Annotated in this window: 7 protein-coding genes; 6 read left to right on the top strand and 1 reads right to left on the bottom strand. The window is 48.2% G+C overall.

Annotation, left to right across the window (positions count from 1 at the left end):
- Positions 1-36 precede the first annotated feature (36 nt).
- The 5 genes from AC58UW_RS29075 (at position 37) to AC58UW_RS29055 (ending at position 9,941) form a co-directional block, all read left to right on the top strand.
- Positions 37-858, top strand: a complete 822-nt coding sequence (locus AC58UW_RS29075) for a carbohydrate ABC transporter permease (RefSeq protein ID WP_497424087.1) — start codon at positions 37-39, stop codon at positions 856-858.
- A complete protein-coding gene (locus AC58UW_RS29070; RefSeq protein ID WP_497424049.1) occupies positions 855-1,679 on the top strand; it encodes a carbohydrate ABC transporter permease in 825 nt (274 codons plus the stop codon). The genes AC58UW_RS29075 and AC58UW_RS29070 overlap by 4 nt, the downstream gene beginning before the upstream one ends.
- Positions 1,680-1,929: 250 nt before the next feature.
- Positions 1,930-3,915 (top strand): efflux RND transporter periplasmic adaptor subunit, encoded by a 1,986-nt coding sequence (locus tag AC58UW_RS29065; RefSeq protein WP_497424048.1) that lies wholly within the window; start codon positions 1,930-1,932, stop codon positions 3,913-3,915.
- Positions 3,912-7,058 carry an efflux RND transporter permease subunit gene (locus tag AC58UW_RS29060; protein ID WP_497424047.1) on the top strand — a complete coding sequence of 1,049 codons (3,147 nt, stop codon included), beginning with the start codon at positions 3,912-3,914 and terminating at the stop codon, positions 7,056-7,058. Before AC58UW_RS29065 ends, AC58UW_RS29060 begins: the two co-directional genes overlap by 4 nt.
- A 54-nt stretch (positions 7,059-7,112) precedes the next feature.
- Positions 7,113-9,941 (top strand): RCC1 domain-containing protein, encoded by a 2,829-nt coding sequence (locus AC58UW_RS29055; protein ID WP_497424046.1) that lies wholly within the window; start codon positions 7,113-7,115, stop codon positions 9,939-9,941.
- 110 nt (positions 9,942-10,051) lie between these two features.
- Here AC58UW_RS29055 and AC58UW_RS29050 read toward each other — a convergent pair whose 3' ends face one another.
- Positions 10,052-10,693 carry a stalk domain-containing protein gene (locus tag AC58UW_RS29050; protein WP_497424045.1) on the bottom strand — a complete coding sequence of 214 codons (642 nt, stop codon included), beginning with the start codon at positions 10,691-10,693 and terminating at the stop codon, positions 10,052-10,054.
- Between the two features lie 334 nt (positions 10,694-11,027).
- On the opposite strand from AC58UW_RS29050, the gene AC58UW_RS29045 reads away from it, so the two are divergent.
- Positions 11,028-16,802 (top strand): S-layer homology domain-containing protein, encoded by a 5,775-nt coding sequence (locus AC58UW_RS29045; protein WP_497424044.1) that lies wholly within the window; start codon positions 11,028-11,030, stop codon positions 16,800-16,802.
- The last annotated feature ends 178 nt before the right edge of the window (positions 16,803-16,980 follow it).

The raw sequence follows: 16,980 nt of genomic DNA, 5'->3' as shown, positions 1-16,980 counted from the left end.
ACATCATTGATCTTGTTCGTGCTGCCCGCTTTTATCATGTATGTGACCTTTCTTGTTATTCCGATGCTCCAAGGCTCTTATTACAGCTTTACGAACTGGGATGGCTTGAATAAACATTACAGCTTCGTTGGGATAGAGAACTTCATTGAAGCAATTCGCGATGATGCGAATTTTCGATCATCGATTCTATTTACAGCCAAATATGTTTTGTTTGCTGTCGTTTTTCAGAACGCGATCGCCTTGCTGCTTGCCCTAATGATTGAATCTCAAAGCAAAGGAAAAGGGTGGCTTCGAACCATCTTTTTCATGCCGAGCATGTTAAGCATTATCATCAGCACTTTCATGTGGGTTTTCGTATTTACAAAGGTCATGCCAGCATTGTCCAAGTATGCCGTTTTGAAATTCCTCGATATTTCCTGGCTAGGCGACCCTAATATTTCGTTCTACACCATCATGCTCGTTTCCGTTTGGGGCGGTATAGGAACTTTAATGATTATTTATATGTCTGCCATTCAAGGCATTCCCATGCATCTCAAAGAAGCGGCGATTATTGACGGCGCCAAGCCTCATCATATGCTGCGCTACATTACTTTGCCATTGATTGCGCATGCGCTCACGATCTGCATCTTTTTAACCTTGAACAACTCGTTTAAAGTATATGACCTTATCTATGCTTTAACAGGCGGAGGTCCTGCCCGGGCAACGCAAGTTATCTCTATGAATATTCTGGAAGAGGCTTATCAGCGCAATTTCAGGTATGGGTATGCCAGCGCGAAAGCGATTATTCTCTTCTTGATCATACTTGTCATTACGCTTATTCAAGTGTCCGTCATGAAGAAACGGGAGGTAGAGGCATGAACAAGCGGCAGTATGCAGGGCTGTCTCTATTGATATTGGCTATATTATCGATTTTCTTCCTTTTTCCTATTTATATGGCTATACTGAATTCTTTTAAAACGCAAGGAGAGATGTACAGCTCTGTTCTAGGCCTTCCTGTCAAGCTTCACATTGAAAACTATGTGCAGGCCTTTAGCAAAGCGAACATGCTCAAGAGCGGTTGGAATACGATTGTTGTAACTGTAACAGGGATAGTCGTCATCGTGTTATGCAGCTCTTTGGCGGGATACAAGCTTTCCCGAACGCCTGGGAAGCTGAGCAACGTGATTTTCATGCTGTTCGTATCATCCATGCTGATTCCTTTTCAAACGATCATGGTTACTTTAACCAAGATGGCCAAATCGCTAGGGCTTCAAGGATCGCCTCTCGGTCTAGGCATTGTTTGTGCCGGATTAGGTGTCAGTATGGCCGTGTTTCTGTACCACGGTTTTGTAAAAGGCATTCCGCGAGAGTTAGATGAATCCGCCAAAATGGATGGATGCAGCGAAATTAAAACCTTTTTCATGATCATTTTACCACTGCTGCTTCCAATTACATTTACAATCGGTATTTTGAATCTATTGTGGCTGTGGAATGATTTCCTACTGCCTGTCTTAATGCTTACCGATTTTCGCCAATATACGCTAGTTTTGACAATCAATATGTTCTTCGGCAAGTACAGCCGGGAATGGTCGTTGATTCTGGCTTCGCTGATTTTGTCATCGATTCCGATTGTCGTCATATTCGCGCTCTTCCAGCGTTGGATTATTCAAGGAATCACGGATGGGGCTGTGAAAGGATAATTACACAACAAGAAGAAATATGCACAAGAGAAATGAAAAATTTGTCGAAATTAATCGAATATCATCCATGAAACCATCCGATTGGGGTGGTTTTTTAGGTTATTCAGGTCTATTATCCTACGAAAACCGCGCCTTTTTCCTTGTTTTTACATATTCTTCACACTTTAATCACACTTCTATCATGAATGTCAAATATGGTGAGAGGGAGCATTTGCCCAAATGAAATGAATCAGACGGAGGTTTCCATCCCATGAGGAAGTACAGTTCACTCAAGAGTACCACAATCATCGCAGTCGTTACCGCGATAACCGTCACCATAGCGGGCTGCAGCACGCCAGCAAGCACTGCTAAACCAGGGGCAAACGGACGAACGGGAACACGTCAGATGGCAGTAGAAACACAAGTTGTTAAATTGTCGGACATCGGTGGCGGGCAAGTATTTACGGGCTCGATCACGCCGGCTTTCACTACGAATCTTTCTTCCAAAGTGAATGGCCGCATAACTTCCCTTGATGTTCAAATCGGGGATAAAGTGAAAGTGGGACAGGCTTTAGCACACATTGATACAACCACGCTACAGCAATCTGTCGAGCAGACCCAAAGCGATTACGCTTTAAGTCAAGTGCAGTACAACAAAGTAGTGAATGATCAAGCGAACAGTTTAGCTTTAGCACAGAAGACGCTAGCCGTTCAGCAAGCTGCTTATGAGAAAACGATTAACGATCAGAAGAATGCAGTAGCTCTAGCGCAAACCCAATTAAATAATGCAATCACGACACAACAAAACTCTGTTGAAACAGCTAAACAAGGGGTTTCTACGGCACAGGTAGGTTTCAGTAAGGCACAAGCTGATGCTGCTACCTCAGTGACAGTCGCGCAGACGAACCTGAATTCACAGTTAGACAGCTTATTAACGACACAGAATAATAATATAGATACCTCACAACTGAACGTGCAACAAGCTGTTGCCGCCTATAATTCAGCTGTTCAGTCCGGAAAGGACATAGACAATGCCTTCGCTAAGTTGCAAACGACTCAGCTTGCGTTGCAGCAAGCGCAGCAGGCTCAATATAAAGACACACAGTCAGCGCAGCAATCGTTGACGAGCTTACAAAATGCGTTGCTAACTGCACAAAGCTCGCAAGCTGTGCAAGTTGCACAGGAATCCTTAAATTCAGCACTATTAACTCTTGCTAATACGCAAGCTACAGCAGCAGCCCAGCTCGATCTCAGTCGTACACAGCTTGCACAAACGCAATCCTCTCAGGATATTTCCAAAAACAGTGCGGAGGCTGCTCTCGAACAATCGAAGCAAGCGTTGAAAACAGCGCAGTCTACGGATTCCTTGCAAGTAAGTGCTGCACAACTTCAGCAAGCTCAAACCAAATTGAGTATATTGAGCGAACAGCTTCAAGATGGTGTGTTAACCAGCCCGGTTGAAGGGATCGTAAGCGCAATTATGGTGCCAGTCGGACAGAATGCGGGGCAAGCTGCCGTCATGTCGATCTCTACGGTAGATCCATTATTGGCAACCGTAAACGTATCTGAAGCATCTATTGGCAAAATCAAAAGCGGTTCACCCATGTCGGTGAAAATCCCTACGTTGAATAAATCGTTTGATGGAACGGTGTACACCATTCATCCAACCATGGATCCTACTTCCAAATCTTTTCTGGTAGACATTAAAATTAATGATGATAAGCATGAAGTATTACCTGGTATGTTTGCGGAATCCTCACTCAAAAGTGAAGGTAAACAATCCATTGTTGTACCTGCAGACGCCGTACTCAGCCAACCAAGTGGGAATGCGGTGTACATAGTTAAAGAGGGGAAAGCGTCGAAGGTACTTGTAAAAGTAGGGGTGATGACTAGTTCATCCTTCGAAATTATTAGCGGACTGAAGGTAGGAGACGAGCTTGTCGTTAAAGGGCAAGAGCTGCTATCTGATAACGTTCCGGTACAGATTAATCAACCAGGACAAGAAAATGGAGCAGGCAAAGGCCAAGGGCAAGCCGGACAAGGACAGGGCCAAAATAGAAATGGCGGTCAAGGCGGTCAAGGCGGTCAAGGCGGTCAAGGTGGCGGTCAAGGCGGTCAAGGGCAAGGCAGAAACGGTGGCCAAGGACAGAACGGACAAGGCACTCAAGGTAAGGGCGCTGACCCTGCAGGGGCCAAGCCAACCGGCAATGGCGCTGATGCAGCAGCTCCCACTCCGAAAGCGGGGGCTGGACAGTGAAATTAGCTGATTTCTCCGTTCATCGTCCGGTCACCATCTTGATGATCATGATTTCGCTCGTGATCGTGGGCTCAATAGCCATTCCGCTTTTGCCAGTGGATCTTTACCCGAATCTAGAAATTCCGTCGGCGACCGTATCGGTCTCTTGGAGCGGCGCATCGCCAGGACAGATTGAACAACAAATTACGAAGCCCATTGAGAATGCGATGGCTACCGTTACAGGAGTAACGAGCATTTCCTCTAACTCTCGTACAGGTTCGAGTAACGTTACACTGCAATTTAATTACGGAACGAATATTGATCAGGCAACACTAACCATGAGGGACAAATTAGATCGTGTCCGAAGGCAGCTTCCAGCGGATGCGGATGCCCCAGTCGTTTCACGTGTTGATCCGAACAGTACACCGATCATGACGCTAGCTTTGTATGGTAAAACCGACCTTGTCACACTTCGTGACATTGCAGACAATATTGTGAGTCCTGATGTTCAGCGTTCGGATGGCGTTGCATCGGTTGGCGTCACTGGCGGGCGTGTCAGACAAATACAAATTCTTGTAGAACCAAGTCGATTGCAGCAATACAATATCTCTTTCAATACCTTGGTTTCAGCGCTTGGTAATGATAATTCTTCCACAGATGCCGGACTTGTCAATAAAGGGAGTCAACTGGTGCCCTTGCATATTGACGGAGAATTCAAGTCAACGGCTGACATCGGCAAAGTACAAGTACAGCTGGGGCGTGGGCAAACGATTGCTCTAAGCGAACTCGGTAAAATTATAGACACTTATCAAGATGTTACGCTAGAAGCGCGCAAAGACGGAGAAGTCAGTGTTTCTCTCTCTGTACTTAAGCAATCGGATGGGAACACGGTTTCCGTGTCTAGCAACATCCAGAAGTCGCTTCAAGAAATTCAAGCCAAGCTTCCGGAAGGCATGCATATCGCGGTATTGAATGATTCTGCCAAGTTTATTCGCGATTCCTTACGTACCGTTGTTGAGCATACATTGCTCGGAGGCGTGTTCTCGGTCATCATCCTGTTGTTCTTCTTGCGAAGTGTAAGGGCGACACTCATTATCGGCGTCGTGATCCCGATTTCAATCATAAGCACATTTAGTATGATGTATTTCGGCCATCAAACGATAAACACCATCACGCTTGGAGGGTTGGCACTTGGTCTCGGTTCACTCGTAGACTTCGCCGTCGTTGTCTTGGAAAGTATTTTCCGTAAGCGACATGAAGGCTTGTCTCCTGAAGAAGCCGCCAAAGTGGGAACAGCCGAGGTGGGAACAGCGGTTATGGCGTCGGCCTTAGCACAAATTGCGGTTTTTGCGCCGACGGCTTTCATCAGTGGCTTAGTCAAACAATTCTTCTGGCCGATGGCGCTAGTTGTTTGTTTTTCTCATATAGCCGCATGGTTTGCAGCTGTTACTTTGGTGCCTATGCTGGCTGCCAAAATTTTGCGTCGCAAGGTCGATGAAGAGCTGCCAACGGGTAGAAGCTTTAATCCTTTCGTTTGGTTCGGTAGAGGTATGGAGTTTATCACGAAGGTGTATGGCAGGCTGCTACGCTGGTCCATGCTCCATCGTTGGGTCATTATCTCCATTACAGTTCTGTTATTCGCTGCCAGTGTGTACTCGGTTCGTTTTGTAGGCAGTGAGTTAACACCCAAAACAGATCAAGGGCAAGTCAATTTAAATATTAATCTGCCGCAAGGGACAGATTTTGCTGTCACGAATCAAGTGGCCACGACGCTGGAGATGAGATTGAAAGATGTGCCGGAAATAGACACCGTCTTTACTTCTGTCGGATCCGCCGGCGGCGGAGCCTTTCAGTCAGCGGCAACGAATACGGGCAGTATTCAAATTAGATTAAAACCGCTTAGCGAGAGAAAGAAAAGCACCGATCAAGTTGCCGAACAAATCCGGTCGCTCACTACGGGCTTTGCGGGAGCACAAATTGGTGTAAGTGTTCCATCGGGGGTGCGTCTGCCAGGACTTGGCGGTGGAGGTAACTTTGGTGGCGGTGACATTCAAGTTAATTTATCAGGACCGGATTTAGCTGTCTTACAAAAGCTGGGAGATCTCGTCGCACAGGAAATCACTTCCGTAGAAGGCACACGCAATGTGCAGAATACGCTAGATCGTTCGATTCCACAGTTTAATCTAACCATTGATCGTGATGCAGCGGCTCACTACGGTGTTTCGTTAAGAGATGTGATGACTGCTTTGCGCACCGCTTATCAGGGAAGCGTAGCTACACAGTTTAAAACAGCTAGCTCGCAAATTTCTGTTCTTGTGAAGTATCCGAATGATTTCACGAACAAGCTGGAGAATTTCAATAATGTAACGATTAATACAGCAGGTGGTACGATTGTCCCTGTCAGTCTCATTGCGAAGGTAGAACCGGGTACAGGTCCTGCACAAATTCGCAGACAAGATCAGAACCGTGTGGCGACCGTGCAAGCTTCCATATTTGGGGCTTCTGTTGGTGAAGTATCGGCTCTGGTCAAACAGAAAATTGATGCGATTCAACCGCCGGATGGTTATCAAGTTACGATGGGCGGCCAGCAGGCTAGTCAGAATGATTCTTTTAAAAGCTTATACTTAGTTCTTATTCTATCGGTTGCCTTGGTGTACATGGTTATGGCTAGTCAATTTGAATCGTTATACGGCCCGTTTATCATCATGTTCTCCCTTCCGCCTACTTTTATTGGCGCCATATTGGGACTTTTGGTAACCCATCGAACGATTAATATGAACTCTATCATTGGAATGATCATGCTCGTGGGAATTGTCGTTAACAATGCGATTGTTCTAATCGATTATACGAATCAATTGCGAGCCAAAGGCATGCCGTTATTCGATGCTCTAATTGAAGCGGGGAAAGTACGCTTGCGGCCTATTCTGATGACTACAGCAACTACCGTTCTTGCGATGGTGCCGCTTGTTATCGGGTTTGGTGAAGGAGCGGAGACGCAGGCTTCCATGGCTACAGTTGTAGCTTTTGGTTTGACCTTATCTACATTAGTCACTCTAGTATTGATTCCTGTTGTCTACACATTGCTGGAAAGTTGGAAAAATGGCATCACGAAAAGATTTAAACGTAAACCTCCAATTGTTCAGGAGCAAGGGACTATAGCTTAGTTATAGGGATTTACGAAGATAGCTTCCTTATGGAAAGCTTTAAGGAGAAGGAACATGAAAACAGTGAAACGTAACGTTACTTTCTGGCTGCTAGGTTTTCTGCTTTTTAGTTCCTTTACAGCTTTCTCGGTATTTCCCGGGAAAGTTTTTGGGGAAACTAACAGCCCTTTTACCGTCACTTCAGATGTAAACTCGGCTTCAGCTTCGATTCAGCAAATTCGTGGCGGTAAAGGTTTTACGGTTATTTTGAAGAAAGATGGTACTGTTTGGACATGGGGAAATAATCTTCGCGGTAAACTGGGGTCAGGCCTTAATAACCGCAATCAAGCAACACCAATCAGCGGACTGTCCGATATTACGGCAATTGCGGTTGGTTTAACTCACTCTTTAGCACTCAAATCGGATGGCACCGTATGGGCTTGGGGTGAGAACACGTTTGGCCAGTTGGGCGACGGATCAACGATCGATCGGTCAACACCTGTTCAGGTGGCAGATCTTACCCATGTGACGGCGATTTCCGCAGGTAATTTCCACTCTGTTGCGATCAAAGATGACGGAACAGCTTGGAGCTGGGGAGACAATACGTATGGTCAACTAGGAGACGGTACGAATAGTGCTCAAAATAAACCCGTTCAAGTAGCAGGCAACATCGTATCTGTTAAAGCGATAGCGAGCGGTGCGTACCATACGTTGGCGCTTGATCAGGATGGTGTTGTATGGGCTTGGGGGGATAATTTCTTTGGCGAGCTTGGCTATGGCTATGATCAGAACCGATTAAATACACCCATCATGGCTACAAACACGAACTGGCATATTACACAGATTGCTGCCGGATTCGACTTCTCATTAGCTCTTAAGGATGACGGTACCGTGTTAACTTGGGGACTGATGGATTCAGACCCAAGCACGATGTATAGTGTTGTGACGAACAATACGCAGGATGAACATAAGTTCCCCGTTCTTATCACTGGGTTTGATCACGTAACTCAGATTACGGCCGGGAGTTCGCATGCTGTTGCTTTAAAAGAGGATGGCAGCGTCTATACGTGGGGGAATAATACGTCTGGTCAATTAGGCGTAGGAACCGCGTTCGATGGGAAAACATGGAGTCAGACATTCCCTGAGCATGTCAATGATCTGCCCGAAATAGCTGGATTAGGGGTAGGTTCCAATTTCACTTTTGCGATCGATAAAGAGGGTAAGCTCTGGGCATGGGGGAACAACAGTTACAGTCAACTCGGCGACAAGACGCTGAACAATCAAGCTGCTCCGGTTCAAACACAAGTAAGCGAATGGCTGAACCCTACGGTGCTTAAGCCGGGCGAAGGAACGGTTTTGATTAAAGCTCCTAGACTACAGCCCCTTACAGCGAGTGAAAGTGATACATTTGTTATCAAAAATAATCAGCTGTACGGTTGGGGGAGTAATACATTCGGTCAATTAGGAGACGGTACTCATACCTCTGTCATATCTCCGAAAGCTTTAAGTCTAGACGGGATCGCTGCCATTGAAGGCGGCGACACTCACATGGTTGTCGTTAAGCAGGATGAAACCCTCTGGACATGGGGACAGAACTTCTTCGGTCAATTGGGCGATGGAACTACAACGCCAAGCACCGCACCTGCTCAAGTGAAAGCATTGAACGGCGTTGTATCCGCAGCTGCTGGAAGTAATCATACGTTAGCGCTGCTTAATAATGGATCTGTTTGGAGTTATGGAGACAATACGTATGGGCAACTCGGTCATGACAAGACTGCAGCGTCAAACCAAATTATCCAACTAACGAATATCGTTGCCATCGCTTCAGGCGCCAATTTCAACTTGGCTCTAGAAAATACCGGGAAAATATGGGCTTGGGGAGATAATACGAATGGACAGCTAGGAGATGGGACGCTTGCCAGCAAGCAGCAGCCTGTGCAAATTTATGATCTAGCTGGTGTTATCGCAATTACAGCCGGTAAAAACTTTGCACTTGCTCTCAAAGACGATGGCTCCGTCTGGGCATGGGGCTACAACGCCTTTGGACAACTAGGCAACGGAACAACCGTCAATCAATCGAAGCCAGTTCTAGTGACGGCATTGCCTTCCATGAAATCCATACATGCAGGCTCATACCATAGTCTAGCGATTGCAAATGACGGAAGTGTTTGGGCTTGGGGCCAAAACCTTTTTGGACAATTAGGCGATGGTACCAAGGCCAATCAGAACAAACCGGTACAACTTAAGGGAATTGCCAAAGCAGATGACGCTGCCGCAGGCGGGACTCATAGCGTAGTGAAAGGAACGGATGGTACCATCTGGACATGGGGCGGCAACTACACAGGCCAACTTGGGAGCAATTCTTTAGCCAATCGCAATCTGCCTGCTGTTGTTACTGGACTAGGCGCGTCTTTCAACGACTTGGAAGGCCACTGGGCGAAGGAAACTATTCTTCAAGCAGCAGAAAAAGGGGTTGTTAATGGCTATAGCGATGGCAGTTTTCTTCCTGATCGCGTCATTACTAGAGGTGAATTTCTGAAGCTTGCCGTTACGGCTATGCATCTTCCTATTGCTTCAGGAAACGCGGGCGGAGTCTGGTATCAACCCTATATCGACGCTGTACAAAAGGCGGGAATCCTCCATACCGGAGATCTGCAACAAGGCTGGGATCTTCCTATTACACGTCAGGAGATTGCCACAGTGGCTCTCCGTGCGGTAAGCCCGGATTTGCAAAAAGCAAATACCGCCATGGATCCGAGCTTTGTGATGAGCGAAGCCGTCAGCAAAGGAATCATACAAGGTTTAAGTGACGGTAGGTTGGAGCCGAATGAGGCAACGACACGCGCGCAAGCGGTAGTTGTTGTTGAGCGTATCGGAAACATTCAACAAGGCAAGGGATCTTAGCACTTTAGGGTACAGTTGGAACACAACGAGTGAATGCTGCTCGGGTGATCTGACTGTATTTTTTTTTACATAAGCCTTAGCTGGATCTCCACTAGATGATTAGGAATATGTTAAATATTGTCCGTCAAAACAAGTGCATTCTTGTTAACTATGCCCTTCAGCTCTAGCAAAGAAAGATTAACGTAGACCGTGCCATCATAGGTGAAAGATCCAGTTCCTTTGGAATATTGGCTCATGGTTGCAATTAAGCCGACAAGTTGGCCATCGAGGCTCAATTGCACCACGGGTTCTTCCCAACTGATGGTGTAAAAGTTGGCTATGGTGGAAAGGGAGACATACTGCGATCCATCGATTTGGATGAAGCCAAATTCTCCCGTGCTTTTTTTGTCTTTTTCATCATTTAAGCTCAGAATAACCGTTGTAATAGCCTGGTATCCACTTCTAGGATCGCCGGATGTTTGTGACTCAGGTGTTGCGGAGGGGGAGGGCTGAACTTCTATTTTTTTTAGAGAAATTCCTAGGTCTGCATCGAAAGAAACCTCGTAACCGGTTGCTTCACCGAGAGCACGTACCGGTAAATAAGAAGTGCCGTCTACAACAATAGCCGGGGTTGTCAGAGTTTTGCCTTCGATCTGGAGGGGGAAAGCTCCCTGAATCTTTCTTCCTATTAAACTAGTGATTTCTTCAGCATGTGCAGATAGTGTTGTAGCTAAGAGAAATCCTGCGATACCGCCGATTATATACTTTTTCAATTGATGCACCGCCTTTTATAAAGATTTAATAATTCTATGATTAATGATACGCTATGTTGTTTTTGGCTTGCAACTGTCGAAAAAACTGGACGAAGGTAAGCCATGCGGTACGTGACCTTCCAGGTTGTGACCGTGTGGCTTTTTACCATTTCGTACCGGATGCCGGAGTATCCAATTGATTGAAATTTTCAAAATATTAACAAATAACTTGATTGTTTCTTACAAAATGAAAATATAATTTATGAACAGACGCGGAGTGTGAAATAAAATTACAGAAAATTCGACATGGAAGCGCCCCGACATGAACCCAAAGAAACAGGAGGTAAGCGACAGAATGAGCAAGACAAACCGAAAAATTCTCCATGTACTGCTTAGCTTAAGCATGGTCTTTGCCATGTTGGTGCCGCTGCAGATGGTACAAGCAGAGGGCAGCGACCCGTCGACTGCGCAAGTACTGGACACAAGAAGTATGGAAATTGCACCGAACGCAACCTACAACTGGTACAGTATGAAGATGCCAAGAGGATTGGAGAAGGTCCACAGTGTGGAGTTCAGCCCGACTGATCCAAATTTGCAGTTGATAGCAGGCACCAAGGGTGGAAAAGTATACGGGATGCAAGGGGTCACTGATATGGCCAAATATTACGACAAACCCGGTCAAAGGGTAATTGCAGGCATAAATGGCGATTTCTATGATTTGACCGACTACGGAACCGGGGTCCCTGGCGGATTGTTCATGGGCGATGGCAAAATCCTTAATACGCCGGACTCGAACTACGCTGTCTTCCTTATGGATTACGACGGTACGACGCGTTATGTGCCTAATCCGAAGCTGACGCGAACGGTAACCATTAATGGAACGACAAGCAACATTACGCATATTAATCGTTACCGCGAGAATAATCAGCTGCAACTATACACGTTTGACTACGCGGATTCAACGAAGACGAACGAGTTCGGCGACGAAGTAGTGCTCGATGTGCTCGAAGGGGAAGTAAAGAGCGGGCAAACAATGAAGTTGAAGGTTGCGGAAGTGCGGAAGGATGCGGGCAACACTCCGCTCGCAGTTGGCAAAGTCGTATTGTCTGCAAGCGGAACGGCAAGACCCGTTCTTGCTGGGCTCAAAGCCGGCGATGAGATAACGGCGAGTTTCAGCTTTCCGGCAGGGTTCGAGAACGTGAAAGTCGCCATGAGCGGGTACCTGCTTATGCAGAATGGCGAAGTTCTGAGCAACGTCGCGCCTGCGGGTATTCACCCGCGAACTGCGATTGGCTCTAAAGCGGATGGGACTATAGTGATGATTGAGATTGACGGACGCCAACCGGGCTTTAGCGAAGGGGTGGAGACGTCAGAGCTCGGTGATATCATGAAGAACATGGGTATCGTGAACGCGATTAACCTCGACGGTGGCGGCTCCTCGACTTTCATCGCCAGACTGCCTGGTGAGTCGCAGTTCAAGCTGCTCAATACCCCTTCTGACGGTGGCGAGCGGCAAACCGGCAACTCACTGCTGCTCGTGAACAAGGCATCGGAGGGTGCGGCGGCCAAGCTTGTCGTGCAGCCTCAGCTAGAGCGCGTACTGGCCGGCACGAAGCTGCCGTTGAAGGTGGCGGCGGTTGATGCAGCAGGTCATCCTGCAGCCATGCCGGCGGGAACGCCGACCTGGTCTGTTGATCCGCAATTCGGAAGCATTGACGAGGCAGGTGTGTTCACCGCAAGCACGAAGGCAGGCATGGCGCCCGTCCAAGTGGCGGTGGGTGGCCTAACCGGTTCTGGCAATGTGGAGGTTGTCACGGTGCTGACGGAGCTAGCGTTTCCAGATGTGGAAAAGGCCGTAGATACGGCAGCCTCCGTCCCTTTGAAGGTAAAGACACTCCGCAATGGACAGCAGATCCTGGCCGAGAATCGCTTGCTCGAATGGAGAGTTGAGGGCGACATCGGTACGATCGATGCGAACGGTGTATTAAAGACGACAAATGAGAGTGGCAAGAACGGTAAAATTTTCGTCAAATATGGTTCGTTAGAAACCTCCATGACGGTTAACGTCGGCACACCGCCGGTCATTTTGGAGGATTTCGAAGGGGGTCTAAGTAAGTATTTGACGACGGCAGGAGCCAGCTATAATAAAGCTATAGCCAGCATTACGAACGAAGATGAATTTGTGCGCTTCGGGGCGAATGCGTTGAAGCTGGAGTACGATTTTACAGGTAAGCCAAGCACTTCAGGGGTGTACTTGCAGTCGACGAATGCGTCGAACTACATTGATATTCCTGGCTATCCGAAGAAAATCAGCATGTGGGTGTACGGTGACGGCAGCGGCTACTGGCTGCGATCGCAGCTGCGTGCAAACAAAGGTGCCGCGAGTGGTACGCCGATCAACTTCACGGACGAAGTGACTGGCGTTAACTGGAAAGGCTGGAAATATGTCGAGGCGGATGTACCTGCCGGATTATCTCCGGGACTTAAGCTGGACATGCCGGTTCGTCTAATGGCCACGACCGCTAAAGTAAAGGGAGCAGGCGCTATCTATGTCGATAACATTCAGGCGCTTTACGGACCTTCGACTGACGACATCGATCCTCCTATTATCAAAAATTTAGAGCCCGCAGAGGGCAGCGCCATTACTACGAATCTTCCGAACATTCGAGCAATCGCCGAAGATTTCGGGTACGATCGAACACAGCATCCGGGTACGACGCTGATTGATCCTGATAAGATTGCCTTTTTCATCGACAACAATCAAGTGACGCATACGCTGTATCCTCCTGAAGGACGGATTACTCACAAGGTTGACGTACCGCTGGTGGACGGCCTGCATAAGGCGAAAATCCAAGTTCGAGACTTATCCGGGAATCGCACGGAGAAGGAATGGACCTTTAACGTTGATACTGGCTCGGCCAAATTCCTATACAGCGCACCTGCGGTAACGAATGCCGGAGGCACGTATTCGGTGGACATCAAGGGCAGCAATGTCGGACTGATCGGAGGAGGCGAACTGCAGTTCAAGCTCGATCCTTCTAAAGTAGAGGCGCTGCAATTCATTCCAGGCGGCAAACTGACCGGGGGCCAGGCACAAGCGACTGTGGATTCGGTTAACGGTACGGCCAAAATTACATTTACAGGACTGAATAGCGTTGCGCTAACGAGTTCCGATCTGCTCGGCAGTTTGCAATTCCATGTGAAGTCGGATGCAGTCGGCAAGCATATCATTCAGTTTCAATCGGGCACGATCACGCTGGCGTCGGATCCGAGCCGCTCTTGGCCATTCTTCGGACTTCCGCTCGAGGCAGATATTCAGTACGGTCTGCAGGTTGGGTGGGATGAGCTCGGAGTCGTTCAAGGTAATCCGACAAATTTCACGGTCACGAGTGCATCCGGGACGGCGGCTCCCGGGGCTACACTATTGGTAGACGGAGTGGACCGGGGTACCGTGGACGGTGCAGGCAAGCTGACGCTGACCGACCTGACCGGTACGCTGAAGACGTACAGAATTCAAGCGGTTAAGGATTCCGTTTACAGTCAAGTAATGACGCTGGCGGTATCGAAGCTTTTCGGCACGACGACGCCGTACAACGTGAACGTAAGTATGGGCGCTGATCCGAAGAGCGAGCGCGGCTTTACGTGGCATACGCATCCGAGCGTTGAGGGCACGGTAGTCGAACTGGCAAAGAAGGACGGGTTTACTGGTTTTGATCAAGCAGGTGTTACGAAAGTGGAGGGCGACAGCTCGCTGTTCGTCACGTATGATATTGGTACTGTTCGCGTGCATAAAGCGGCGGTAAGCGGTCTGGAACCGGGAACGACGTATGTGTACCGGGTTGGCAATGGCAACGGCAGCGATGTTAGCGGCCAAGGCACATTCACAACAGCGCCGGAAAGCGGCGATCATCTGAAGTTTGTATTCTTCGGCGACTCACAAGCGGCGGACAGCGCGGGTTACGACAAGTGGGCGGCCACCTTGAACAAAGCGGTGGCAGAGCATCCGGATGTCGATTTCCTAGCACATGCCGGTGACATGGTAGATTCCGGTCACTTGGAAGCGCAATGGAATATGTTCTTTGACAAGGTAAAAGATCCGCTTATGAAGACAACATTGGTGTCTGTTCTCGGCAACCATGAGGTGACGGGAACGAAGGGCATCAGCGATTTCATGCAGCATTTCAATCAGCCGAGTAATGGGCTCAATACACTCAAAGGGACTCATTTTTCCTTTGATTATAAAGATGCGCACTTTGTTGTTTTGAACAGTGAATATCAATTTGAAGAGCAAAAAACATGGCTGCGCCAAGATCTCGCGGCGACAGACAAGAAGTGGAAAGTTGTTATGTTCCACCGTGGTCCCTACGGCAGCATCTATGATACGGTGGAAACGCGTGAGCAGTGGACGCCGGTATTCGATGAGTTTAAGGTTGACTTGGTACTGAACGGGCACGATCACATTTATTTGCGCAGTTACTTGAAGAACAACCAGCCGGTAGCTGCCGGTGAAGGTACGGCTTATGTGACGGCAGGTTCGACGGGGCCGAAGTTTTATGATTTGGTGCCGAAGCCTTGGACACAATTCACCGATGGTGAACAAACGCAAATGTACGTAACAGTAGAAACGAATGGCGATGAAATGTCGGTTGTGACGAAATCAGTCGGCGGCCGTCTGGTGGATTGCTTTACCCTGCCTCGGAAGGCAGTGGCTAAGACACTCCAGGTACACGGACCATCGGAGCTGGAAGTTGGCAAAAGCGGGTTTTCCGTAACGGAAGCAGTGTATGCCAATGGCAGTGTCGAAGTGTTGACGGAAGGGGTAACGTATGAGAGCAGTCAACCGGAAGTCGCTTCCGTTGACAGCCAACTTGGTATCGTCAGGGCCCATGCAGAAGGCAGCACGGTCATCACGGCCACTTACGGTGAACTGAAAGCGGCGTATACCTTGAGGGTTACGAACGACGAACCTCAACAGCAACCGGGCACCGTTAGCCCGCCAGTGAAATCCGACGAGCAGAAGAAGCTTGAGGAAATGCTGCAGGCTGGTGAAACGATTGAACTTAAAGGTGACAATTCGAAATTGGAACTGCCAAGTTCCGTTTTAGAGCTGCTACAATCGCATCCGTTTGTGACGGTGAAGAACGAGCAAGCGTCAGTCAATGTTCCTAAGGCGGTTTTGAGTAAGCTGCTCGAGCTCATACCCCAGGAACAGCGAGCGGATAGCACGATATTGTTGGGTATTGCTTCTGTGCCGGTAAGCGGGGTGCAGACGACGTTGGATCAGGCGAGCAAGCAAAATGGTGCATCCATCGCAACAGCCGGCGATGTACTGGATTTTACCCTTGAAGTGAAGACGAAAGACGGTAAAATCAGCAAACTGCCAAGCTTTAACGAGCCGGTTACGGTGACGTTGGATGTTGCGGGCACCGCTGATCAAAGGTTGGTCGGCATCTACTACATCAGCGATACAGGTGAACTGACGTATATCGGCGGGAAATGGGAGAACGGGCAGCTTGTCGCTTCAGTGAACCATTTCAGCAAGTATGCCGTGCTTGAATTTAAGAAGTCCTTTGCAGACGTAGCGTCAAGCCACTGGGCAGCGGATGAAATTCAGGTGCTGGCGGCCAGACATCTGGTAGAGGGCGTGAACGAGCGAGATTTTGCACCGACGAGGAACGTCACTCGGGCTGAATTCACCGCGTTGATCGTTCGCCTACTCGGGTTGACGGATGAAGCTGGCAATACTTTTACAGATGTAAAGGCGCAGGATTGGTATGCTCACGACGTGGCCAAGGCTGTTAAGGCAGGCATCGTGAATGGTGTCACAGCCGATAGCTTCGCTCCTGAAGCTAATATCACCCGCCAAGAGATGGCGGCTATGATCGTAAGGGCGCAGCGTATAGCAGCAAGCGTCGCTACTGGCGAATCTGTGGCTGCAATGAAGCCAGCGTTCACCGACATGGCGGATAAACCAGCTTGGGCGCAGGAGGCAGTGCGAGCTGCGTACGCGCTCGGTCTTATCCAAGGCCGTACGAATGAACAATTTGAACCGCAAGCTGCGATGAACCGCGCCGAAAGTGCGCAAGTCGTTTACAACTTGCTGCAGCTTATGGCTAAAGAGCCGAAATAGGTGTAATGAACGAAAAGAAGACAAGAGGCACATGCTCTTGTCTTCTTTTTTTTAATGGTAAAATGCACCATTTAAATATAGCGGTTATATAAATTTACATAAAGTATATGTAGAATTTATATAATCCCCGAACTCCTTTTATATACTTAAATAGTGTTTGATATAGCGAATCATAGGG

This window comes from Paenibacillus sp. J22R160 (assembly GCF_059692135.1).
Note: the sequence above shows the minus strand (reverse complement) of the source record. Positions and strands in the feature narration are given on the sequence as shown.